Annotated in this window: 19 protein-coding genes and 1 pseudogene; 3 read left to right on the top strand and 17 right to left on the bottom strand. The window is 55.1% G+C overall.

Features of this window, described 5'->3' with window-relative positions; translation table 11 throughout:
* On the top strand, window positions 1-966 hold a 966-nt coding region (locus INF86_RS17560), incomplete at its 5' end, for an autotransporter outer membrane beta-barrel domain-containing protein (RefSeq protein ID WP_193543761.1).
* A 50-nt stretch (window positions 967-1,016) separates the two neighbouring features.
* Here the strand turns inward: INF86_RS17560 and INF86_RS17555 are convergent.
* The 10 genes and pseudogenes from INF86_RS17555 to INF86_RS22655 all read right to left on the bottom strand — a co-directional run bounded on the left by INF86_RS17555 (window position 1,017) and on the right by INF86_RS22655 (window position 13,337).
* Window positions 1,017-1,250, bottom strand: coding sequence for a YgdI/YgdR family lipoprotein (locus tag INF86_RS17555; RefSeq protein ID WP_003856439.1), 234 nt, complete (start codon window positions 1,248-1,250; stop codon window positions 1,017-1,019).
* A 182-nt stretch (window positions 1,251-1,432) separates the two neighbouring features.
* Window positions 1,433-4,657, bottom strand: a complete 3,225-nt coding sequence (gene carB, locus INF86_RS17550) for a carbamoyl-phosphate synthase large subunit (protein WP_032625437.1) — start codon at window positions 4,655-4,657, stop codon at window positions 1,433-1,435.
* A gap of 18 nt (window positions 4,658-4,675) precedes the next feature.
* Window positions 4,676-5,824: a glutamine-hydrolyzing carbamoyl-phosphate synthase small subunit gene (gene carA, locus INF86_RS17545; RefSeq protein ID WP_023299297.1), complete on the bottom strand. Its 1,149-nt coding sequence runs from the start codon at window positions 5,822-5,824 to the stop codon at window positions 4,676-4,678.
* 454 nt (window positions 5,825-6,278) lie between these two features.
* Entirely contained in the window at window positions 6,279-7,100 is an 822-nt protein-coding gene (gene dapB / locus INF86_RS17540; protein ID WP_154051942.1) for a 4-hydroxy-tetrahydrodipicolinate reductase, read from the bottom strand.
* A gap of 205 nt (window positions 7,101-7,305) precedes the next feature.
* Window positions 7,306-8,256, bottom strand: a complete 951-nt coding sequence (gene ispH, locus INF86_RS17535) for a 4-hydroxy-3-methylbut-2-enyl diphosphate reductase (RefSeq protein WP_022647010.1) — start codon at window positions 8,254-8,256, stop codon at window positions 7,306-7,308.
* A gap of 1 nt (window position 8,257) precedes the next feature.
* Window positions 8,258-8,707, bottom strand: coding sequence for an FKBP-type peptidyl-prolyl cis-trans isomerase (gene fkpB, locus INF86_RS17530; RefSeq protein ID WP_022647009.1), 450 nt, complete (start codon window positions 8,705-8,707; stop codon window positions 8,258-8,260).
* Window positions 8,708-8,823: 116 nt separating this feature from the next.
* Complete coding sequence (lspA, locus tag INF86_RS17525; RefSeq protein WP_048966494.1) at window positions 8,824-9,324, bottom strand: signal peptidase II; 501 nt, start codon at window positions 9,322-9,324, stop codon at window positions 8,824-8,826.
* Window positions 9,324-12,140, bottom strand: a complete 2,817-nt coding sequence (gene ileS, locus INF86_RS17520) for an isoleucine--tRNA ligase (RefSeq protein ID WP_193543760.1) — start codon at window positions 12,138-12,140, stop codon at window positions 9,324-9,326. The genes lspA and ileS overlap by 1 nt, the downstream gene beginning before the upstream one ends.
* Window positions 12,141-12,185: 45 nt before the next feature.
* The gene (ribF, locus tag INF86_RS17515) at window positions 12,186-13,112 is read right to left on the bottom strand and encodes a bifunctional riboflavin kinase/FAD synthetase (protein ID WP_023299293.1); all 927 of its coding nucleotides are present in this window, start codon (window positions 13,110-13,112) and stop codon (window positions 12,186-12,188) included.
* A 7-nt stretch (window positions 13,113-13,119) separates the two neighbouring features.
* A pseudogene (locus tag INF86_RS22655) lies at window positions 13,120-13,337 on the bottom strand (DUF2575 domain-containing protein).
* A 101-nt stretch (window positions 13,338-13,438) separates the two neighbouring features.
* Here INF86_RS22655 and rpsT point away from each other — a divergent pair.
* A complete protein-coding gene (gene rpsT / locus INF86_RS17510; protein WP_003856458.1) occupies window positions 13,439-13,702 on the top strand; it encodes a 30S ribosomal protein S20 in 264 nt (87 codons plus the stop codon).
* Between the two features lie 58 nt (window positions 13,703-13,760).
* Here the strand turns inward: rpsT and nhaR are convergent, their stop codons facing one another.
* The 4 genes from nhaR to dnaK form a co-directional block, all read right to left on the bottom strand.
* Window positions 13,761-14,660, bottom strand: a complete 900-nt coding sequence (gene nhaR / locus INF86_RS17505) for a transcriptional activator NhaR (protein WP_003856462.1) — start codon at window positions 14,658-14,660, stop codon at window positions 13,761-13,763.
* Between the two features lie 58 nt (window positions 14,661-14,718).
* Window positions 14,719-15,894: a Na+/H+ antiporter NhaA gene (gene nhaA, locus INF86_RS17500; RefSeq protein ID WP_023305418.1), complete on the bottom strand. Its 1,176-nt coding sequence runs from the start codon at window positions 15,892-15,894 to the stop codon at window positions 14,719-14,721.
* Window positions 15,895-16,067: 173 nt separating this feature from the next.
* Window positions 16,068-17,213 carry a molecular chaperone DnaJ gene (dnaJ, locus tag INF86_RS17495; protein WP_008502040.1) on the bottom strand — a complete coding sequence of 382 codons (1,146 nt, stop codon included), beginning with the start codon at window positions 17,211-17,213 and terminating at the stop codon, window positions 16,068-16,070.
* 87 nt (window positions 17,214-17,300) lie between these two features.
* The gene (dnaK, locus tag INF86_RS17490; RefSeq protein WP_006810169.1) at window positions 17,301-19,214 is read right to left on the bottom strand and encodes a molecular chaperone DnaK; all 1,914 of its coding nucleotides are present in this window, start codon (window positions 19,212-19,214) and stop codon (window positions 17,301-17,303) included.
* A 296-nt stretch (window positions 19,215-19,510) separates the two neighbouring features.
* Between dnaK and satP the strand changes: the two genes are divergently transcribed.
* Entirely contained in the window at window positions 19,511-20,077 is a 567-nt protein-coding gene (satP, locus tag INF86_RS17485; protein ID WP_022647004.1) for an acetate uptake transporter, read from the top strand.
* Here the strand turns inward: satP and INF86_RS17480 are convergent.
* The 3 genes from INF86_RS17480 to tal all read right to left on the bottom strand — a co-directional run bounded on the left by INF86_RS17480 (window position 20,054) and on the right by tal (window position 23,150).
* Window positions 20,054-21,376, bottom strand: a complete 1,323-nt coding sequence (locus INF86_RS17480) for an MFS transporter (protein ID WP_193543759.1) — start codon at window positions 21,374-21,376, stop codon at window positions 20,054-20,056. The genes satP and INF86_RS17480 overlap by 24 nt on opposite strands.
* A 122-nt stretch (window positions 21,377-21,498) precedes the next feature.
* Window positions 21,499-22,086, bottom strand: a complete 588-nt coding sequence (gene mog / locus INF86_RS17475; protein WP_003856479.1) for a molybdopterin adenylyltransferase — start codon at window positions 22,084-22,086, stop codon at window positions 21,499-21,501.
* Between the two features lie 110 nt (window positions 22,087-22,196).
* Window positions 22,197-23,150 (bottom strand): transaldolase, encoded by a 954-nt coding sequence (gene tal, locus INF86_RS17470; RefSeq protein WP_003856481.1) that lies wholly within the window; start codon window positions 23,148-23,150, stop codon window positions 22,197-22,199.
* Window positions 23,151-23,278 lie beyond the last annotated feature (128 nt).

Raw genomic sequence — 23,278 nt, 5'->3', positions numbered from 1 at the left:
GGCAACACCGATAACGGCGGTAACAGTGCCCCGGAAGTTATGGCACCTGAAGTGGGTGCTTACTTAGGTAACTACCTTGCCGCGCAGAGCATGTTCCTGCATAAGCGCGACGATCGCGACCAGCTCACTTTCCGCAATGAAGACGATCTGAACACCTGGATGTACGTTAAGGGTCGCTATCATGAGAACGATGCGGGTGGCGATAAAGTCAGCTACGACACCACCACCACCGTTCTGCAAGTCGGCAGCGATTTCATGAGCAAGCCAATGGATAACGGCATCCTGCGTGCCGGTGGTATGTTCGGTGCAGGCCAGGCGAAGACCCACTCTGATGCGAAGCACAACGTGCGTGACGCACAGGGTAAGGTTGATGGCTTTAATGTTGGGCTGTACGCCACCTGGCAGGAAGATCAGAAATTACGTCTGGGCAGCTACGTTGATACCTGGGCCGCTTATAGCTGGTACAACAACAAAGTCACCAGCAATCGTAACGATGAAGATTACGATAGCGAAGGTTTCGCCGCGTCTGTTGAAGTCGGCCACGCGTGGGTTATCCAGTCTGAAAATGAACGTACATGGAAGATCGAGCCACAGGCGCAGGTGATCTACAGCTATCTCGATCAAGAAAATCACACCGATCGCGACGGCGTTCGCGTAACCACGCTGGATAATGACAGCGTCTTTGGTCGTCTTGGCGTTAAAGCAAGCTACTTCCAGCAGAAGGACGTCAAGGCCTGGCAGCCATACGTCGCAGTTAACTGGTTGAAAGGTGCTGGTCAAAACGATCTGGCATTCAACGACGAAACCGTCAGCAACGATACGCCAGAAGATCGTGGTCAGTTAGAGCTGGGCGTAACCGGCAACCTGAACGAAACCACAACGATCTCCCTGCGTGCCAGCGGTGAGTGGGGTGAAAACAGCTATGCCGCTTACGGCGGTCATATTTTGTTAAACCATCGCTGGTAATCGATCATTCTGACGCAAAAAAAGCAGTGGCATGTGCCACTGCTTTTTTTTTAGTTATCCAGCTCACCCATTGATTTAACCTGGTCACGGTTAATCTGTTCAGTTTGACCGGTTTCGGCGTTTTTGTACGATACCAGACCGGTATCGTCATCCACCTGCGGTTTCCCGTCAGTAACGATAGTTTTACCATCGGTGGTTTTTACGGCCTGATTTGACGAACAGCCCGCCACGGTGAACATTGCAGTGGCAGCCAGAACGGAAGCGATCAGTAGTTTATTTTGCATGGTGTTTTCCCCTGCTCTCAGTTGAATTTTCGTTATCGACCTAACCATTTTAGGCTAACTGACTGAAAGCGGATGAAAAACCAGAAGGTTCTTAAGATGGGTAAAGAAAACCGTAGGGCGGGTAAGCGAAGCGCCACCCGCCACTTGCCCGGCGGCGCTAACGCTTGCCGGGCCTACGCAGATTACTTGCTAATCTGAGCGTGCATTTCCTGCACCGAAATCACCTTCTCGGTGGCATCCGCATTCAGCGCCATGGCCGTCGCGAAACCGCCGTTCAGGGTGGTGTCGTAATGCACTTTATACTGGAGCGCGCTGCGGCGAATCAGCTTGGAGTCTTCAATCGCCTGGCGACCTGCGGTGGTGTTGATAATGTAGGTGTACTCACCATTCTTGATACGGTCCTGAATGTGCGGACGACCTTCATGCACCTTGTTCACCAGACGCGGGTTGATCCCAGCTTCACCCAGCACAATTGCCGTGCCGTGGGTTGCATCCAGCTCGAAGCCCTGTTTAAGCAGCTTGGCGGCCAGGTCAACCACGCGCTCTTTATCGCCTTCGCGAACGGAGAGCAGCGCACGGCCCGATTTTCTCATGGTGGAGCTGCTGCCCAGCTGTGCCTTAGCAAACGCTTCTGCGAAGGTGCGGCCCACGCCCATCACTTCCCCTGTAGAGCGCATCTCTGGCCCTAACAGTGGGTCAACGCCCGGGAATTTGTTGAACGGCAGCACCACCTCTTTCACCGAGTAGTACGGCGGGATGATTTCTTTCGTGACGCCCTGCTGAGCCAGCGTCTGGCCAGCCATCACGCGCGCCGCCACTTTCGCCAGCGGAATACCGGTCGCTTTAGAGACGAACGGTACGGTACGCGCCGCACGCGGGTTGACTTCAATCAGATAAACTTCGTTGTCTTTCACTGCGAACTGGACGTTCATCAGGCCGCGAACCTGCAACTCGAAGGCCAGCTTCTGCACCTGCTGACGCATCACATCCTGAATCTCCTGGCTCAGGGTGTACGCAGGAAGAGAACATGCGGAGTCACCGGAGTGCACGCCAGCCTGCTCGATGTGCTCCATGATGCCGCCAATCAGCACCATTTCGCCGTCGCAGATAGCGTCAACGTCGACTTCAACCGCGTCGTCGAGGAAGCGGTCGAGCAGCACTGGCGCATCGTTGGAAACGCTCACCGCCGTCTGGAAGTAGCGACGCAGGTCGGCTTCGTCATAGACGATTTCCATCGCACGGCCGCCCAGTACGTAGGATGGACGCACCACCAGCGGGTAACCAATCTCTTTCGCTTTCTCAACGGCCATTTCAATCGCGGTCACGGTGGCGTTCGCCGGCTGTTTCAGCTTGAGACGATCAACTGCCTGCTGGAAACGCTCGCGGTCTTCCGCACGGTCAATCGCGTCCGGGCTGGTGCCGATGACCGGCACACCTGCCGCTTCCAGCGCACGCGCCAGCTTCAGCGGAGTCTGGCCGCCATACTGCACGATCACGCCTTTAGGCTTCTCGATGCGCACGATTTCCAGCACGTCTTCCAGCGTAACCGGCTCGAAGTAGAGGCGGTCGGAAGTGTCGTAGTCGGTCGAGACGGTTTCCGGGTTACAGTTGACCATGATGGTCTCGTAACCGTCTTCGCGCAGCGCCAGCGAGGCATGCACGCAGCAGTAGTCGAACTCAATGCCCTGGCCGATACGGTTTGGACCGCCGCCCAGCACCATAATCTTGTCGCGGTCGACGGACGGGTTCGCCTCGCACTCATCTTCATAGGTGGAGTACATGTACGCGGTATCGGTCGAGAACTCTGCCGCACAGGTGTCCACGCGCTTGTAAACCGGGTGCAGGTCATACTGGTCGCGCAGCTTGCGGATCTCCGCTTCACGTACGCCCGCCAGTTTAGCCAGACGCGCATCGGCGAAGCCTTTACGCTTCAGCATGCGCAGGAAGTCTGCGTCCAGGCCGTTGATGCCCAGCTCTGCCACTTTCTCTTCCAGACGCACCAGCTCTTCAATCTGCACCAGGAACCAGCGGTCGATGTTAGTCAGGTTAAATACGCCGTCGACAGAGAGGCCCGCACGGAAGGCATCGGCGATGTACCAGATACGCTCTGCGCCCGCGTCTTTCAGCTCGCGGCGGATTTTGGTCAGTGCTTCCGGGTCGTCCAGGCTGACTTTCGGGTCAAAGCCGGTCGCGCCCACTTCCAGGCCACGCAGCGCTTTTTGCAGGGATTCCTGCTGCGTGCGGCCAATCGCCATGACTTCACCAACGGATTTCATCTGGGTAGTCAGACGGTCGTTCGCGCCGGCGAATTTCTCGAAATTAAAGCGAGGAATTTTGGTCACAACGTAGTCGATGGACGGTTCGAAGGACGCTGGCGTGCGGCCACCGGTGATGTCGTTCATCAGCTCGTCAAGGGTGTAACCCACCGCCAGTTTCGCCGCCACTTTCGCAATCGGGAAGCCGGTGGCTTTGGAGGCCAGCGCGGAGGAACGGGACACGCGCGGGTTCATTTCGATAACAATCAGACGGCCGGTTTTCGGGTTCACCGAGAACTGCACGTTCGAGCCGCCGGTTTCCACGCCGATTTCACGCAGTACCGCCATCGAGGCGTTACGCATGATTTGGTACTCTTTGTCGGTCAGCGTCTGAGCTGGCGCAACGGTGATGGAGTCGCCGGTGTGGATCCCCATCGCGTCGAAGTTTTCGATGGAGCAGACGATGATGCAGTTGTCGTTTTTATCACGCACCACTTCCATCTCGTACTCTTTCCAGCCAATCAGCGATTCATCAATCAGCAGCTCTTTGGTTGGGGAGAGATCCAGACCGCGTTCGCAAATCTCTTCGAACTCTTCGCGGTTGTAGGCGATACCGCCGCCGGTGCCGCCCATGGTGAATGATGGACGGATGATGCACGGATAGCCCACGTCAGCCGCGACGGCCAGCGCTTCTTCCATGTTGTGTGCGATACCGGAACGCGCGGTGTCGAGGCCAATTTTTTTCATTGCCACGTCGAAGCGACGACGGTCTTCTGCTTTATCAATCGCGTCGGCGGTTGCCCCAATCATGGTCACGCCGAACTCTTCCAGCACACCCTGACGCTCCAGCTCCAGCGCGCAGTTCAGCGCCGTCTGGCCACCCATGGTCGGCAGCACCGCATCCGGACGCTCTTTCTCAATAATTTTGCGTACCACTTCCCAGTGAATTGGCTCGATGTAGGTCGCATCTGCCATTTCCGGGTCGGTCATGATGGTGGCCGGGTTAGAGTTGACCAGGATGACGCGGTAACCCTCTTCGCGCAGGGCTTTACACGCCTGCGCGCCGGAGTAGTCAAATTCGCAGGCCTGGCCGATCACGATCGGGCCAGCGCCAAGGATCAGGATGCTTTTTATGTCTGTACGTTTTGGCATGGTCTTCTCAGCTCCTGATTATTTAGCAGTCTTACGGTATTGCTCGATAAGTTCGATGAAGTGATCGAACAGCGGCGCGGCATCGTGTGGGCCCGGGCTGGCTTCAGGGTGGCCCTGGAAGCTGAACGCAGGCTTATCGGTGCGATGGATACCCTGCAAGGTACCATCGAACAGTGACTTATGCGTCACGCGCAGGTTAGCTGGCATCGTCGCTTCATCCACAGCGAAGCCGTGGTTCTGCGCGGTGATCATTACCGTGTTGTTGTCGATATCTTTCACCGGGTGGTTACCACCATGGTGGCCGAACTTCATCTTGACGGTGTTCGCTCCGCTCGCCAGCGCCAGCAGCTGATGGCCGAGACAGATGCCGAATACCGGGATATCGGTTTCAAGGAAGGACTTAATGGCGTCGATAGCGTAGTCACACGGCGCCGGGTCGCCAGGACCGTTAGAGAGGAAGATGCCGTCCGGGTTCATCTTCAGAACATCTTCCGCAGACGTTTGTGCCGGGACGACCGTCAGGCGGCAGCCACGGTCAACCAGCATACGCAGGATGTTGCGCTTGGCACCAAAATCGTAGGCCACCACGTGGAACGGCAGCTCGCTTTCCGGTTTCGCTTCCGGCAGGTCGCCTTCCAGCGTCCAGCTTCCCTGCGTCCAGCTGTAGGCTTCTGTGGTAGTCACTTCTTTCGCCAGGTCCATCCCGTTCAGGCCCGGGAAGGCTTTCGCTTTTTCCAGCGCCAGCGCCGCATCGAGGTTGTCCCCTGCGATGATGCAGCCATTTTGTGCACCCTTCTCGCGCAGCAGACGCGTCAGCTTACGGGTATCAATATCGGCAATCGCCACAATGTTATGGCGCTTCAGGTAAGAAGAGAGGTCTTCGGTGTTGCGGAAGTTGCTGGCAATCAGCGGCAGGTCGCGAATGACCAGGCCTTGCGCATGTACCTGAGAGGATTCTTCGTCAGCCGCATTGGTGCCGACATTGCCGATATGAGGATAAGTAAGAGTAACGATTTGGCGAGAATAGGAAGGATCAGTGAGGATTTCTTGATAACCGGTCATTGAAGTATTGAAAACGACTTCCCCAACCGCCGAACCCGTTGCCCCTATGGCCCGACCGATAAACTGGGTTCCGTCTTCCAGAACCAATAGCGCTGACTTAATCAAAACACCCTCCAGAGAATATTCACTCACTTTATTTGCATATTAATTCATAACCATGTCATGGATCAATGCAAATGTGTTGCCAGCGGATTTTTGGCAAACGGCGGCATTCTGGGGATTTGCCATGTAAAAGTCAACTTAAAACGGGGATTTTGTTTATTCTTTTGCAGGCCTGATGGCTTGATTTCAAATTAAGCGGCAAAAAGATCAACTAAATCACTGTGGAAACCGCTTGCGCAGGCAGTTTAAAAGAAACAATCGTCTTGCGGGAATAAAAAGTGGACCAGATGGTCAAAATTTACAGTGCAGCAACATAAAATAGCATGAAAACACTTACTTTAAATGAGTTAAATACAATAATCCTTTGAAATAGGCAAAATAAAAGGGCAATAAAATATTGCCCTATGCAATCAAACAGTTACGACTGCAATAACCACATCACGATGGGTAATAACGCTTACAAATTGTTGAGTTCGAGCACATCTCGCATATCAAAAAGACCATTTGGCTTACCTTTTAGCCACAGTGCGGAGCGTACCGCCCCGTTTGCAAACGTCATGCGGCTGGATGCTTTATGTGTGATTTCGACCCTTTCACCAATATCGGCGAACATAGCGGTATGTTCGCCGACGATATCACCCGCGCGAACGGTGGCAAAACCAATGGTGCCAGGCACGCGCTCGCCAGTGTGACCTTCGCGAGAATAGACCGCGATGTCTTTCAAATCTTTATCCATTGCATAAGCAATCGCTTCGCCCATCGCCAGCGCCGTGCCAGATGGGGCATCGACTTTATGGCGGTGGTGCGCTTCAATTATCTCAATGTCGGTATAGTCGCCCATCACCTTCGCTGCCTTTTCCAGCAGTTTCAGCATAACGTTAACGCCTACGCTAAAGTTCGCGGCGAAGACAATCGCAATGTCGGCGGCTGCTTCCTGAATGGTCTGTTTACCGGCATCATCGAAACCGGTGGTGCCAATCACCATCCCTTTACCGTGCTGGCGGCAAAACGCCAGGTGAGTCAAAGTGCCTTCCGGACGGGTAAAGTCGATGAACACGTCAAAGTCTTCTTTCACCGCCTCCAGGTTGCTCTGCACGGTAACGCCTGTCTTGCCCGCGCCTGCCAGCTCGCCCGCATCGGAGCCCAGCAGGGATGAACCTTCACGCTCCAGCGCCGCGCCAAGTGCCACGCCATCCATCTGTAGTGCCGCCTGAATCAGCTGGCGACCCATACGTCCACCCGCGCCCGCAATGGCGACACGGATCTGTGCATCATGCATAGTTATTCTCTTACGTTAAAATGATGTAAACCGTTTTCAGATTAACCAGCCTTCGCTAAGGCTGCCAACTGAAAACACCAATAATTAGAATTTAACGTGAAACCGACTCAGATATCAGTAAAAGACATGATTTTGTCGTCACGATAAGATACGAAGCAAAAAAAAGGCCAGCACAGAAGGTGCTGGCCTTTCATCAGAAAAGAAATTATTCCACTTCGCGGGCGTCGATTCGCAGCTCTTTCGGCACTTCAAAGACAATGTTCTCTTCACGGCCTTCCAGCGGCACCGCTTCGCCACCACCCAGCTCTTGCAGGCGGGCAATGACGTTTTGCACCAGAATATCCGGCGCTGAAGCACCTGCGGTAACACCGACGCAGGCCGCGTTTTTCACCCACGCTTCCTGAATGTCCGTTGCGTCGTCGATCAGAAACGCCGCTTTCCCCATACGCTGCGCCAGTTCGGCCAGACGGTTAGAGTTAGAGGAGTTTTTTGAACCGACCACCAGCACCACGTCCGCCTGTTCAGCCAACGCGCGCACGGCTTCCTGACGGTTGGTGGTTGCGTAGCAGATATCATCTTTGCGCGGCCCGACGATTTTTGGGAAGCGCTGGCGCAGGGCGTCAATCACGTCTGAGGTGTCGTCCACGGAAAGCGTCGTCTGGGTCATAAACGACAGACGCGCTTCGTTTTTCACATTCAGCGTAAAAACGTCTTCCGGCGACTCAACCAGATACATACCCCCTTCCGGGTTGCTGTACTGACCCATGGTGCCTTCAACTTCCGGGTGACCGGCATGGCCAATCAGAATCGACTCTTCACCACGACGGCTTGCACGCGCCACTTCCATATGCACCTTGGTCACTAACGGACAGGTGGCATCGAATACGGTCAGATCGCGGCTTTTGGCTTCGTTACGTACGGCCTGGGATACGCCGTGCGCGGAGAAGATGAGGATTGCGCCGTCCGGCACTTCGCTGATCTGCTCGATAAAAATCGCACCGCGCTCGCGCAGGCTGTCGACCACGTAGCGGTTGTGCACCACTTCGTGACGCACGTAAATCGGCGCGCCGTAAATCTCCAGCGCATTTTCAACAATGCTGATAGCGCGGTCTACACCAGCGCAAAAACCGCGCGGGTTAGCCAACAGGATCTGCATTTCAGTCCTCCAGCGCCGGATCGATCTCCAGCACTTCTACATCAAAATGAACGGTACGCCCGGCAAGCGGATGGTTGAAGTCAACGGTGATGGAATCCCCGTTGATTTCGCGGATCACGCCAGGCATTTCGCTGCCGTCCATAGCGGTAAAGAGCATAATCGCCCCGATCTCCGGTTCACCCGCATCCATAAACTCACGGCGCGAGAAGTACTGAATCAGATCCGGGCTTGGCACACCGAATGCCGCATCCGGCTCCAGTGAGAACGCTTTTTTCTCACCCTCTTTCAGCCCGAGAAGCTGTTGTTCGAGGCCTTCAGACAGGGAGGTGTCGCCCAGACGAAACAGCGCCGGTTTGCCATTGTTGCGGGTGGACTCGGCCGTGGAGCCGTCATCCAGCTTCAGCGTGAAATGAACGAGAACCGCGCTGTTGCTCTGTACGGATTTAGACATGCAAATTGCTCGCTTGTTTTGGGTCACCTGTTGCCCGGTGGCGCTACGCTTACCGGGCCTACGGGGGCCACAAATTCTGTAGGCCGGGATCGCTACGCGTCACCCGGCTGGTTTTGTTACACCTGCGCTTTCGCGGCCGGTTTAGGCAAGAAGCCTTCCAGCACGATTAACGCTGCACCAACGCATATTGCGCTATCGGCGAGGTTAAAGGTCGCAAAGTGCCAGTCGCCGACGTAGAAGTCGATCATATCGACTACAAAGCCGTGCCACAGGCGGTCAAACAGGTTACCCAGTGCGCCACCAATGATCAGCGCGTAGGCGATGTTATTCAGCTTTTGCGTGGCCTTCGAGCGGTACATCAGCACCGCGAGCACGACGCAGATACCCATTGCGATACCTGCGAAGAACCAACGCTGCCAGCCACCGCTGTCGGCAAGGAAACTAAACGCCGCGCCGTAGTTGCGGGCGTAGTGCAGGTTAAGCGACGGGAACAGCGGGACCGTATCCCCCAGAGCGAAATTCTGGAGGATCAGGAACTTGCTGCCCAAATCAATAATCAGCACCACTACCACCAGCCACAGCCAGCGCAGTCCTGTTGAACAGAGAGTTTTACTCATCAGGCAAACTTACGTTTTTCGCCGTCGCCGGCGACGTTGCTTACACAGCGTCCGCAGATGTCTGCGTGTTCCGCCACCTGGCCGTCATCGGTAGTGTAATGCCAGCAACGCGGGCATTTTTCACCATCGGCTTTGCTCAGTGCGACCTTCAGTCCTTTGAGCAGTTCGCTCTGCTGAGCATCAGCAGATGCCTCGGCATAATCCGCAACTTTCGCACCGGAGGTCAACAGGACAAATCGTAATTCATCGCCCAGCGCGGTCAGCTTCGCGGCCAGCTCAGGCTCTGCGTACAGGGTCACCGTCGCTTCCAGAGAGCCACCGACTTTCTTGTCAGCGCGCGCCTGCTCGATAACCTTGTTCACTTCGCCACGCACTTTCAGCAGCTCGTCCCAGTAGGCGTCGTTCATTGCTTCAGTGCTGGAGAGGTCGAACAGACCTTCGTACCACTCGCCGGTGAAGACATACTTCTCACGGTCGCCCGGCAGGTAACCCCAGATTTCATCTGCGGTGAAGGACATGATCGGCGCCATCCAGCGTACCAGCGCCTCTGCGATGTGGAACAGCGCGGTCTGGCAGCTACGACGCGCCACGCTGTCCGCTTTCGCGGTGTACTGGCGGTCTTTGATGATGTCGAGATAGAACGACCCCATCTCAATGGAGCAGAAGCGCATCAGGCGCTGCACCACTTCGTGGAAGTCGTAAGACTCATAGGCTTTCAGAATATCTTCCTGTGCCGCTTTCGCGCAGCCTACCGCCCAGCGATCGAGCACCACCATCTCTTCCGGCTTCACCATGTCTTTTACCGGATCAAACCCGTTCAGGTTCGCCAGCAGGAAGCGCGCGGTGTTACGGATACGACGATAGCTGTCAGCAGCACGTTTCAGGATCTCGTCAGACACCGCCATTTCGCCCGTGTAGTCGGTGGATGCCACCCACAGGCGCAGAATATCCGCGCCCAGCTTGTTCATCACGTCCTGCGGAGAAACGGTGTTACCGATGGATTTGGACATCTTACGGCCCTGACCATCCACGGTGAAGCCGTGGGTCAGTACCTGGCGGTAAGGTGCTTTGCCCTTCATGGCGGTGGAGATCATCAGGGATGACATGAACCAGCCGCGGTGTTGGTCGGAACCTTCCAGATACATGTCGGCAGCGTGACCGGCGAACTCAGGGCGCACGTCAACCACGGAGGAGTGGGTAGACCCGGAGTCGAACCACACGTCCAGGGTATCCGGCACTTTCTCGTAGTTGTCCGCGTCAGCGCCCAGGATGTCACGGGAATCGAGATCCCACCACGCCTGAATGCCGTCAACTTCAACGCGCTTCGCCACCTCTTCCATCAGTTCCAGGGTGTTCGGGTGCAGTTCCTGCGTCTCTTTATGCACGAACAGCGACATCGGCACGCCCCATGTGCGCTGACGGGAGATACACCAGTCAGGACGGTTAGCCACCATGGATTCGATACGCGCCTGGCCCCAGTCCGGGATCCACTGCACGCCTTTGATCTCTTTCAGAGACTGCTCGCGCAGGCCTTTCTGGTCCATGCTGACGAACCACTGCGGGGTCGCACGGAAGATAATCGGGGTCTTATGGCGCCAGCAGCACGGATAGCTGTGCTGCATTTTCTCAACGTGCAGCAGCGCGCCGCTGGTGCGAAGCATGTCAACGATGATGTCGTTGGCTTTAAAGACGTTGATACCGTCCAGCGCCGGGTAGGTGCCAGGCAGGTAAGAGCCATCCGGACCGACCGGGTTGGCGATTTCCAGACCGTATTTCAGGCTGATGTTGTAGTCGTCAGGACCGTGGCCGCCGGCGGTATGCACCGCACCGGTACCCGCGTCCAGCGTGACGTGGTCGCCCAGGATCGCCGGAACGTCGAAGTCCAGGAACGGGTGTTTGAAGCGCATCAGCTCCAGCGCGTCGCCTTTTACGGTGCCCAGCACGCTGTAATCGGTGATGTTCGCGCGTTTAAGCACGCTTTCAACCAGATCTTTTGCCAGGATAACCGCGCGACCATCAATTTGTACCAGCGCGTACTCAAACTCACCGGACAGGGAAATGGCACGGTTGGCTGGTAACGTCCACGGGGTGGTGGTCCAGATAACCAGCGAGACTGGACCGCTTACGCCTGGCAGGCCAAATTTAGCTTTGATCGCATCCTGATCGACCGCTTCGAACGCCACGTCGATAGAAGGCGAGGTTTTGTCGTAATACTCTACTTCCGCTTCTGCCAGCGCAGAACGGCAGTCCACGCACCAGTGCACCGGCTTAGCGCCTTTATGCAGGTGACCGTTGCCGATGATTTTACCCAGCGCACGGATAATGTTGGCTTCGGTTTTGAAGTCCATGGTCAGGTACGGGTGCGACCAGTCGCCCAGCACGCCCAGACGGATGAAGTCAGCGCGCTGACCGTCAACCTGGGTGGCAGCGTATTCGCGGCATTTCGCGCGGAACTCTGCGGCGGTGAACTTCTCACCTGGCTTACCGTACTCTTGCTCCACTTTCAGCTCGATTGGCAGACCATGGCAGTCCCAGCCCGGAACATAAGGCGAGTCATATCCCGCGAGTCCTTTGGACTTCACGATAATGTCTTTCAGAATCTTGTTTACAGAGTGACCAATATGAATGCTGCCATTCGCATAGGGAGGGCCATCATGCAGAATGAAGGTTTTTTTGCCTTTTTTGGCTGCACGAATGATGCCGTACAGGTCATCATCAGTCCAACGCGCCAGCATTCCCGGTTCGCGCTTGGCGAGATCGCCGCGCATCGGGAACCCTGTTTCCGGCAAATTCAGGGTTGATTTATAGTCACTCATCAGATTCTCGGTTCCGTATTTATCACGTAGGCAGTTAAGCCGGTTCTAAAGCCCAAAAAACTCGCGGGCCGTTAATTCATCTCGCGCGATTTGCGCCTTAAGTTCATCCAGCGAAGCGAATCGCTGTTCATTGCGTATTTTTTTACGCAGTATCACATCTATATGGCGACCGTAGAGGTCCATTACAACGTCCAGCAGGTGTACTTCTAACTGTTGACGCACACCGGAAACCGTTGGACGTGTACCAATGTTGGCAACACCGTAGAAAGGCTTCTCACCCAGTCCTGCCACTTCCACCGCATAGACCCCTTTAACCGGGGAGACCTGACGACGCAGCGGTATATTCGCCGTCGGAAAACCTATCGTGCGGCCCAGCGCATCGCCATGGACCACACGACCTGAAATTGTGAACGGATGACCCAGCAGCGTTTCTGCCGTGTCCAGTTCATCGTTCGCCAGCGCCTGACGTACCGCCGTGCTGCTGACGCGCACCCCGCCCTCACAGAAGGTCATCGTACTGGTGACGTCAAACCCGTACTCCAGGCCAGCCTTCTGTAATAACAAGAAATCGCCCTGACGACCAGCGCCAAAGCGGAAATCATCGCCCACGGCGAGAAACTGCACGCCAAGCTGCCTGACCAACAGATCGCTGACAAAGTTTTGTGCGGTCAGCGCGGCAAACCGACGGTCGAAGCGTACGCACAGGACGTAGTCCACGCCGGACTCCGCCAGGTAGCGTAACTTCTCACGCAGACGCGTCAGCCGCGCGGGAGATTTCTCGCCGGCAAACAGCTCCAGCGGCTGCGGTTCGAAAATCATCACCACAACGGGCAGGCCACGCGCCTCCCCTTCTTTACGCAATCCCTGCAACAGCGCCTGATGCCCACGATGCACGCCGTCAAAATTACCAATGGTCAGCACGCACCCGTGCGGGGCTTGACTGAGATTATGTATGCCGCGTATCAGCTTCATGACTGGCTCAAAACAGTGAAAATCGCCAAAGTATACCTTGTACGGCGGTTAAGGTTAACCGGCGATTGTTCACGCGAAACAGAAAGCCGTATGATTTCATCAGGCTGACCTTTCACAGCAAAAAAATCTGCCCGAGAACTGCGATTTTTATGCCGAAAGGCTGTATTCACGAAAGACAAGCTGGTAGAATCCTGCGCCATCACTACGTAACGTAGCGTCGCTCATTAACGGCGCTTATTTGCACAAATCCATTGACAAAAGAAGGCAAAGAGGGCATATTCCTCGGCCTTTGAATTGTCCACATAGAACATATTTGGGAGTTGGACTTGGCTAATATCAAATCAGCTAAGAAACGTGCCGTTCAGTCTGAAAAGGCTCGTAAGCACAACGCAAGCCGTCGCTCTATGATGCGTACTTTCATCAAGAAAGTATACGCAGCAATCGAAGCAGGCGACAAAGCTGCAGCGCAGAACGCATTTAACGAAATGCAACCAATCGTGGATCGTCAGGCTGCTAAAGGTCTGATCCACAAAAACAAAGCAGCGCGTCATAAAGCAAACCTGACCGCGCAGATCAACAAACTGGCTTAATCGCTACTTGTTGTTGCTTGTTTGAAAGAACCCGCTTAACGCGGGTTTTTTTATGTCTTCAGATTGCCGGCGGCGTAAACAGCGCCGAGTAGTCGCGGTTGCAGATTCGCTGCACCGCCGGGTGCTGAATCATCCTTTCGGCGAATATGGCGTGATACTCTTCCATCACGTTATCCACCCTGCCAATCTCGGTAATCTTGTCGTCTGAATAGAGATCGTGCGCGTACAGCGTCGGGGCAACGAAGATAGCGTTGTGCGCCTCGCCAAAAGCCTTCATCAAAGCCGCATCGTCGAACTCACCGAGGATCTCCACGTTCAGCCCCTGCGAGTTAAACCAGTTCAGCAGCTTACGTCCGAGCATAGACCGCCTACCCGGCACCAGCAGGCGGCGCTCTTCCAGGCAAGCAGGAAACGGTTTTTCCGGCGGCGGATTAATGCACCAGAAACTGACGCCGCATTCGCCAATTTTCACCGAGAACAAGCCTTCCTGCTGCGTGGAGTCGATTGGGCAATCCGAGATAATCATATCCAGCTTATGCTGGCTCAGCTGTTCCAGCAGCATCTCGTGAGTGGACTCAAAGCAGCGTAAATGAATCTGTTCATCTTCCACCACCGCCGCATCCAGCACACCGCTTACCAGCCGTTTGGACAACGCATCCGCCACGCCCACGTCAAAGAGCAGGTTCGACTCTTTGCGATAGTTAACGATATCCAGCATCTCCTGGCTCAGGGTGAACATCTTGTCCGCATAGCGGAACACCAGTTCGCCCAGCTCGCTCGGCTCAATGCCACGTCCTTTCCGCTTAAAAAGCTTGCCCTGTAAGCGCTCTTCCAGGGCTTTGATTTGCCCGGTAATAGTTTGTGGTGTCAGGTAGAGCGCCTCTGCCGCTCCCACGACCGAGCCCTGCTTGTAGACATGCCAGAAGTAATAGAGATGGTTATAGTTCAAATGAGACATCACGTTTTCACTCCCTGATAGTTTATCGGGAGAAGGCTTCCCTTCTCCCGGTTTCCTGTTATGCCTGGACAGCCTGTCCGGACAACTTCACCTTCAACAAGGTATAACCAATAACCGCGGCCAGTAACGACCCGATAAGAATGCCGAGTTTCGCCCAGACGATAAGCTCAGGCGCGCTGGTGCCAAACGCCAGCGTCGAGATAAAGATCGACATGGTGAATCCAATACCGCACAGCACGCCGATGGCCATAATCTGACTAAAGGTGGTTCCGTTTGGCAATGACGCCAGCTTCAGCTTCAGCGCCAGCCAGCAGAACAGGCTGATACCCAGCGGCTTACCGATAAACAAACCAGCGATGATACCCAGCGGCAGCACAGAGGTGAGTCCGTCCAGGGTAACACCGGCCAGGGAAACACCCGCGTTGGCAAATGCAAACAGCGGCAGGATCATAAAGCCCACCCACGGATGAAGCACATGCTCCAGCTGTCTGGCAGGCGATTTGCCGTCCTGCTCCTTCAGCGGAATAAAGAAGCCAACGATGACGCCCGCCAGCGTGGCATGCACGCCAGACTTCAGCACCGCCGTCCACAGCACCATCCCCACCAGAATATAAATACCCGTGCGTCGGACGTTGAAGACGTTCAGCAACGCCAGCACCGCAATAGCCACGGCCGCCACGCTCAGCGACAGAACCGACAGATCGCTGGTGTAGAACAGCGCGATAATCACGATAGCGCCCAGGTCATCGATAATCGCCAGCGCCATCAGGAAAATTTTCAGTGCTACCGGGACGCGGCTACCGAGCAAGGCTAAGACCCCGAGCGCAAACGCGATATCCGTTGCGGCCGGGATCGCCCAGCCGTCACGCGCAACCGGATCCTGCCACGCAAACGCGAGAAAGAGCAAAGCGGGAACGATCATCCCGCCAATCGCCGCGATCACCGGAAACGCCGCGCGCTGACGGCTGGCAAGAGAACCGATCACCAGCTCACGTTTGACCTCCAGGCCTACCAGCAGGAAGAACACCGCCATCAGCGCATCGTTGATCCACAGCAGCATGTTCTTGTTAATTTCCAGCGCCCCGACCTTCAGCTCGACGGGGGTTTCCAGAAATGCGTGATAGAGATCGCGCGTCATGCCCATATTGGCGAGCAGCATGGCGGCTGCAGCAGCAATAATCAGGATGACGCCGCCGGATGCCTCACTGCTTAAGAAACGGTGTAGTAATTTCACGTTTAAACTCTCTTTTACAACAATACCTCGGTAAAACCATAATATCAGCGCAAACAGATCGGTAAAAACAGATTAATATTGGTTATAGATTCAGTTTAACCGAGGAATAACGCTATAAAGCAAAAAGCCCGGAATCGCTTCCGGGCTTTAAAGGATAGTAACCAGCTGGCAGGTTAGCGGGTTAAATCGTCGAAGAATTTTTTGACGCCATCGAAGAAGCTTTTGGAGCGCGGGCTGTTTTTCTCACCCGTCGGGCCACCAAAACTCTCCTGAAGCTCTTTCAGCAGCTGTTTCTGCTTGTCGTTCAGGCCGACCGGCGTTTCAACGACCACGCGGCACAGCAGGTCACCCTGCGCGCCACCGCGAACGGATTTAACGCCTTTGCCGCGCATGCGGAACAGCTTCCCGGTCTGGGTTTCGCCAGGGATTTTCAGGTTTACGCGACCGTCCAGCGTCGGCACTTCGATTTCGCCGCCCAGCGCCGCCATCGCAAAGTTGATCGGCACTTCACAGTACAGGTTGTTACCTTCACGCTCGAAGATGGCGTGCTGTTTAACCTGAACCTGAACGTACAGATCCCCTGCCGGTGCGCCGTGCTCGCCAGCTTCACCCTCACCTGCCAGACGGATGCGGTCGCCCGTATCCACGCCTGCCGGGATCTTAACGGACAGCGTTTTGGTTTTCTCCACACGACCGTGACCGTGGCATTTGGTGCACGGATCTTTAATCAGCGTACCGCGACCATGACAATGCGGACAGGCCTGCTGCACCGCGAAGAAGCCCTGGCGCATCTGCACCTGACCGGAACCGTGACAGGTTGGACAGGTCTGTGGCTGAGTCCCCGCTTTCGCGCCGCTGCCGTGGCAAACGTCACACTCTTCCAGCGTCGGGATACGGATCTCTTTGGTTACGCCACGAACCGCTTCTTCCAGCGTCAGGTCCATGTTATAGCGCAGATCTGCGCCGCGCGCCGCGCGCTGACGACCACGACCGCCGCCGAAGATATCGCCAAATACATCGCCAAAGATGTCGCTGAAATCAGCGCCGCCGCCGAAGCCGCCGCCACCAAATCCACCGCCGCCCATGCCGCCCTGTTCAAAGGCCGCGTGACCATACTGGTCATAAGCCGCACGTTTTTGTGCATCGGTCAGGACTTCGTAGGCTTCTTTAATCTCTTTAAATTTGGCTTCAGCCTCTTTGTCACCCTGATTACGGTCAGGGTGGAATTTCATGGCCAGGCGCTTATATGCCTTTTTGATTTCACGCTCTTCCGCAGTTTTCGGAACGCCTAAAATCTCGTAATAGTCTTGCTTTGCCATTGGTTTTTTTAAGCCCCTTAACATGCGAGCACGGGCGTGGAGAATACTCCTACGCCCGTGCCGATTAATTACCCTGCATCAGGGCGATTATTTTTTATCTTTCACTTCTTCGAACTCAGCGTCGACAACATCGTCGTCTTTCGCGTTGTTCTGGGAAGCATCAGCGCCCGCCTGCTGCTGTGCGTGCTGCTGCTGAGCGATTTCCATCAGCTTCTGAGAAACCTGTGCCAGCTCCTGCATCTTCGCTTCAATGTCCGCTTTGTCTTCGCCTTTCAGAGACGTTTCCAGCGCGCTCAGTGCAGTTTCGATCGCAGTTTTGTCTTCCGCTGGCAGTTTATCGCCCGCTTCTTCAACCTGCTTACGGGTGCTGTGCAGCAGATGGTCACCCTGGTTACGGGTCTGAACCAGCTCTTCGAACTTACGGTCGGATTCCGCGTTAGCTTCGGCATCACGAACCATTTTTTCGATTTCCGCTTCGTTCAGGCCAGAAGATGCCTTGATGGTGATCTTCTGCTCTTTACCGCTGTTTTTGTCTTTCGCAGACACGTGCAGGATACCGTCAGCATCGATGTCGAAGGTGACTTCGATCTGTGGCATGCCGCGTGGTGCCGGGTTAATACCGTCCAGGTTGAACTGACCCAGAGATTTGTTATCCGCCGCACGCTTACGCTCACCCTGAATCACATGGATGGTTACCGCAGACTGGTTGTCTTCAGCGGTGGAGAACACCTGGCTGTGTTTCGTCGGGATAGTAGTGTTTTTGTTGATGAGCGGAGTCATCACGCCACCCATGGTTTCGATACCCAGTGACAGCGGAGTAACGTCCAGCAGCAGTACGTCTTTCACTTCACCCGTCAGAACACCACCCTGAACCGCAGCACCGATAGCAACCGCTTCGTCCGGGTTCACGTCTTTACGTGGCTCTTTACCAAAGAATTCAGCAACTTTCTTCTGAACCATTGGCATACGGGTCTGACCACCTACCAGGATAACATCCTGAATATCAGACACGGACAGGCCAGCGTCCTGCAATGCAACTTTCAGTGGCTCGATAGAACGGTTCACCAGGTCTTCTACCAGGCTTTCCAGTTTCGCACGGGTCACTTTGATGTTCATGTGTTTTGGACCGGTCGCGTCTGCGGTGATGTACGGCAGGTTCACGTCGGTCTGCTGAGCGGAAGACAGTTCGATCTTCGCTTTCTCAGCCGCTTCTTTCAGGCGCTGCATGGCCAGCGGGTCGTTACGCAGGTCAATGCCCTGATCTTTCTTAAACTCGTCAACGAGGTAGTTGATCAGACGGGTATCGAAGTCTTCACCACCCAGGTGGGTATCACCATTGGTTGCCAGAACTTCGAAGGTTTTTTCGCCGTCAACGTCGTCGATTTCGATAATAGAGATATCGAAGGTACCACCACCCAGGTCGTAAACCGCGATAGTGCGGTTGCCAACTTCTTTATCCAGACCGTAAGCCAGCGCAGCTGCGGTTGGTTCGTTGATGATACGTTTTACTTCCAGACCTGCGATACGGCCAGCATCTTTGGTTGCCTGACGCTGAGCATCGTTGAAGTAAGCAGGTACGGTGATAACAGCTTCAGTTACCGGTTCACCCAGGTAATCTTCCGCGGTTTTCTTCATTTTCTTCAGCACTTCAGCAGAGATCTGCGGAGGTGCAGTTTTGGTGCCTTTCACATCAAGCCATGCATCGCCGTTATCGGCTGCGATGATTTTGTAAGGCATGATGGAAACGTCACGCTGAACTTCTTCGTCCTGGAAGCGGCGGCCAATCAGGCGTTTGATTGCAAACAGGGTGTTTTGCGGGTTTGTCACTGCCTGACGTTTAGCCGGCTGACCAACCAGAGTTTCACCATCCTGGGTATAAGCAATGATAGAAGGCGTGGTGCGATCGCCCTCGGCGTTCTCCAGCACACGTGCAGTAGTGCCATCCATAATCGCTACACAAGAGTTGGTAGTACCCAGGTCGATACCAATAATTTTACCCATCTAAACGTCTCCACTAAAAATTCAGTCAACATGTGGTTGTGTACCTGTAATAAGGGCAGAACGTGCTTTTTCAACTGCCCAGATTTGATTTTTTTCAGGTCCACACACTGCGGTTGCTTACAAGATGGGGTCACAACGGCATCCATCAAGGGGGAAGGATAAAAAATTTTTTAATTTCACCCCGATGAGATCATAGACGGCGCCGATGCCGCCCATTATGATGCCGCGCCCCGTCAGGGAGAACTGGCGCGGGTTTAACCATTTCACCATATTAATGATGATTTTTTTGAGGACTTATGGGCAACACTAAGTTGGCTAATCCGGCTCCGCTGGGCCTGATGGGTTTTGGCATGACCACCATTCTGCTGAACCTGCACAACATCGGGATGTTCCCGATGGACGGCGTAATCCTGGCGATGGGCATTTTTTACGGCGGTATCGCGCAAATTTTCGCGGGCCTGCTGGAATATAAGAAAGGCAATACCTTCGGCTTAACCGCCTTTACCTCTTACGGTTCGTTCTGGCTGACGCTGGTCGCCATTCTGCTGATGCCTAAAATGGGCCTGGCAGATGCTTCAAACGCCCATTTCCTGGGCGTGTACCTGGGACTGTGGGGCGTGTTCACCCTGTTCATGTTCTTCGGCACCCTGAAGGCGAACCGCGCGCTGCAATTCGTCTTCCTGAGCCTGACCGTGCTGTTCGCTCTGCTTGCCGCGGGTCACCTGGCGGATAACGAAGGCATCGTTCACGTTGCCGGCTGGGTCGGTCTGGTGTGCGGCGCAAGCGCTATCTACCTGGCAATGGGTGAAGTGCTGAACGAGCAGTTCGGCCGCACCGTATTACCGATTGGTGAAAAACACTGATCCCTCTGTCGTGCCCGCGTCGCGGGCACGACATCCCTCTGACTGGCGAAGCCACATCCCCAATACCAGCCCCATCAGCGATAACGCCAGCACGTACCATGCAGGTGCAAGGGGTGACAGCCCCATCAACACCGTGACCACAATCGGGGTCAGCCCACCGAAAATGGCATACGAGACGTTATAAGAGAAAGAGATGCCGGTGAAGCGTACCTCCGGCGGGAAGGCGCGGACCATTACGTACGGTACGGCGCCAACGACGCCCACGCACAGCCCGACGATGCCGTACAGCAGGAACAACTGTTCAGGATGGCTGCCCGCAAGATGGTAGAATGCCCAGCTCGACGCGGCCAGCAGCAGGCTGCCGACAATAAAGGTCACGCTGGCACCGAAACGATCCGCCGCCAGTCCCGCGGCCAGACAGCCAAAGCAGAGCATAATTGTCGCGATACTGTTCGCCTGTAACGTCACAGCAGGCGCAAAACCGTACTGTTTTTGCAGCCAGACCGGCGACATCAAAATGACCACCACGATACCCGCAGACAGCAGCCAGGTCAGAAGCATCGACACGACTACCGCTTTTTTATGCCGCACTACTACGGTTTTTACCGGCAATTCTTGCGCCAGCGCCTTCCGCTGCTGCATTTCCAGAAATACTGGCGTCTCCTGCAACCAACGTCGCAGGTACATTGCCACCAGCCCAAACGCCCCGCCCAGCAGGAACGGGATACGCCAGCCCCAGTCGTGAACGGCCTGTTGCGTCATGCTGGTATTGATGATGGTTGCAACCACGGAGCCAAGCAGGATCCCGATCGTCAGTCCTGCGGTCAGGGTTCCGCACGCAATGCCGATGCGGCGCACCGGGACGTGCTCAGCGACAAACACCCACGCGCCCGGCACTTCCCCGCCGATGGCCGCGCCCTGAAGAATACGCATCAGCAGCAGCAATAACGGGGCGATAATGCCTATCGACTCATAGGTAGGCAAAAGGCCAATCGCCAGCGTCGGCACGGCCATCAGCAGGATGCTGAGGGTAAACATCTTCTTGCGCCCAACCAGATCGCCAAAGTGCGCCATAACAATGCCGCCCAGCGGACGCGCCAGATACCCGGCAGCGAAAATGCCGAAGGTTTGCACCTGACGCAGCCATTCAGGAATATCCGCCGGGAAAAACAGCGCCCCCACGACGGCGGCGAAGAAGACAAAGATGATGAAGTCGTAAAACTCCAGCGCGCCGCCCAGAGCAGCGAGCGTGAGGGTTTTGTAGTCCTGTCGATTCAGAGGTCGGGTGTTATGTGACATAGCGAACCATTGTGCATGTGTTGTGGATTATTTTTTACAGCAATCGTAAAGAAAAAATTACCATATCGTAAATCCATTTACACGCTACTGCGGCTGGCGCTAATGTCACATTTAAAGCATTTTCAGGAGATTGTTTCGCGGCGAGCGCTTTTAGGGCGAAATGCTGCTACCACATTGCCGTCAGTTTCCACGTACGGACCGTCAAGCAGTTGTATACAATACGGTACACTTGCAAAGATACCGTGGACGATAACGCTCCCGTCTTCGGCTTTTACTCCTTCCAGCGTTTCTTTTATCGACTTCGGCTGCCCCGGCAGGTTCAGGATCAGCGCCTGTTTGCGGATCACCCCGACCTGACGGGAAAGAATGGCCGTCGGGACAAAGTGTAGACTGATCTGGCGCATCTGTTCACCGAAGCCCGGCATTTCACGATCGGCGATAGCCAGCGTCGCGTCCGGCGTTACATCGCGGCGCGCGGGGCCGGTTCCGCCCGTCGTCAGCACAAGGTGGCAGCTCATCTCATCCACCAGCTCACACAGGGTCTGCTCGATGATCGGCTGCTCGTCCGGGATCAGGCGAGTCTGGATCTCAAACGGGGTAGTGAGCGCGCTGCCCAGCCACGCTTCCAGAGCAGGGATGCCTTTATCCTGATAAACACCGCTGGAGGCGCGGTCAGAAATCGACACTAAGCCGATGCGTAAGGTATTCATATCCATTCCATTCAAAAAGTACTGATTAAAGGGAATGATACACGCAGAGAGAAAATTCAGACAGAGGCGGGGGAAAGAGGCGTGACCGGGAACCCGGTCACGCAGAATGATTACAGCAGGTCGCCGATCATTTTTTCCAGTTTTTCCTGGTCGATAGCAAACTTACGGATACCGTCCGCCAGTTTATCTACGGCCATTGGATCCTGGTTGTGCTGCCACAGGAACTCGGACTCGGTGATGCGCTCTGGGCGCGCTTTCACTTCACCGGTGTAGGACAGTTTACGCTCGATAGCTCCTTCGCTTTCTGCCAACTCTTTCAGCAGCGCAGGGGCGATGGTCAGGCGGTCACAGCCAGCCAGCTCAATGATTTCACCGACGTTACGGAAGCTTGCGCCCATAACAACGGTCTCATAGCCGTGCTGTTTGTAGTATTCGTAGATTTCCGTCACGGAAATCACGCCTGGATCTTCAGACGCCGCATACTCTTTCTTGTCGGTGTTGGCTTTGTACCAGTCCAGAATACGGCCCACAAACGGAGAAATCAGGTATACGCCAGCTTCGGCACATGCACGCGCCTGTGCGAAGGAGAACAGCAGAGTCAGGTTACAGTTGATCCCTTCTTTTTCCAGCTGTTCAGCGGCGCGAATGCCCTGCCAGGTAGAGGCCAGTTTGATCAGGATTCGGTCGTTGCTGATGCCCGCATCGTTGTACAGTTTGATCAGGCGTTTTGCTTTGGCAATAGACGCTTCGGTGTCGTAGGACAGGCGAGCATCAACTTCAGTAGAGATACGGCCAGGAACGAGCTTCAGGATTTCCAGACCGATGTTTACTGCCAGTTTGTCAGTCGCATCCACAACCTGCTGCGCGCGGTCATTGCTCTGTGCTTTTGCCCAGGTCACCGCCTCGTCGATCAGTTTGCGATACTCAGGGATCTGCGCGGCGTTAAGGATCAGAGAAGGGTTGGTTGTAGCATCCTGCGGCTGGTACAGCTTCATTGCCGCAATATCTCCGGTGTCAGCGACGACAGTGGTGAACTGACGAAGGGAGGTCAATTTATCCGTCATGATAGTGTTTCTCTTTTAACGTTCCCTGGATAATTCACACTACCGACAGCCTGCCAGCAGCGGAAAAATGACAGGTTTACTTGTTAGGGGGATGTAACCGGTCTGCCCTGATGATAACACGAGTGAGA

The organism is Enterobacter cloacae complex sp. I1M (genome assembly GCF_014982425.1).
In the GTDB taxonomy this organism is placed as follows: Bacteria; Pseudomonadota; Gammaproteobacteria; order Enterobacterales; family Enterobacteriaceae; genus Enterobacter; species Enterobacter intestinihominis.
The sequence above is the reverse complement of the archived record's forward strand: the minus strand, read 5'-3'. Positions and strand labels throughout refer to the sequence as shown.

Excerpts from the sequence above, each read along its gene's own strand:
- ribF (WP_023299293.1), bottom strand. The coding sequence starts at position 13,112 with ATGAAGCTGATACGCGGCATACATAATCTCAGTCAAGCCCCGCACGGG.
- tal (WP_003856481.1), bottom strand. The coding sequence starts at position 23,150 with ATGACGGATAAATTGACCTCCCTTCGTCAGTTCACCACTGTCGTCGCT.
- ispH (WP_022647010.1), bottom strand. The coding sequence starts at position 8,256 with ATGCAGATCCTGTTGGCTAACCCGCGCGGTTTTTGCGCTGGTGTAGAC.
- fkpB (WP_022647009.1), bottom strand. The coding sequence starts at position 8,707 with ATGTCTAAATCCGTACAGAGCAACAGCGCGGTTCTCGTTCATTTCACG.
- satP (WP_022647004.1), top strand. The coding sequence starts at position 19,511 with ATGGGCAACACTAAGTTGGCTAATCCGGCTCCGCTGGGCCTGATGGGT.
- nhaR (WP_003856462.1), bottom strand. The coding sequence starts at position 14,660 with ATGTCTCATTTGAACTATAACCATCTCTATTACTTCTGGCATGTCTAC.
- carB (WP_032625437.1), bottom strand. The coding sequence starts at position 4,657 with ATGCCAAAACGTACAGACATAAAAAGCATCCTGATCCTTGGCGCTGGC.
- dnaK (WP_006810169.1), bottom strand. The coding sequence starts at position 19,214 with ATGGGTAAAATTATTGGTATCGACCTGGGTACTACCAACTCTTGTGTA.
- dnaJ (WP_008502040.1), bottom strand. The coding sequence starts at position 17,213 with ATGGCAAAGCAAGACTATTACGAGATTTTAGGCGTTCCGAAAACTGCG.
- mog (WP_003856479.1), bottom strand. The coding sequence starts at position 22,086 with ATGAATACCTTACGCATCGGCTTAGTGTCGATTTCTGACCGCGCCTCC.
- dapB (WP_154051942.1), bottom strand. The coding sequence starts at position 7,100 with ATGCATGATGCACAGATCCGTGTCGCCATTGCGGGCGCGGGTGGACGT.
- INF86_RS17555 (WP_003856439.1), bottom strand. The coding sequence starts at position 1,250 with ATGCAAAATAAACTACTGATCGCTTCCGTTCTGGCTGCCACTGCAATG.
- INF86_RS17480 (WP_193543759.1), bottom strand. The coding sequence starts at position 21,376 with ATGTCACATAACACCCGACCTCTGAATCGACAGGACTACAAAACCCTC.
- ileS (WP_193543760.1), bottom strand. The coding sequence starts at position 12,140 with ATGAGTGACTATAAATCAACCCTGAATTTGCCGGAAACAGGGTTCCCG.
- lspA (WP_048966494.1), bottom strand. The coding sequence starts at position 9,324 with ATGAGTAAAACTCTCTGTTCAACAGGACTGCGCTGGCTGTGGCTGGTG.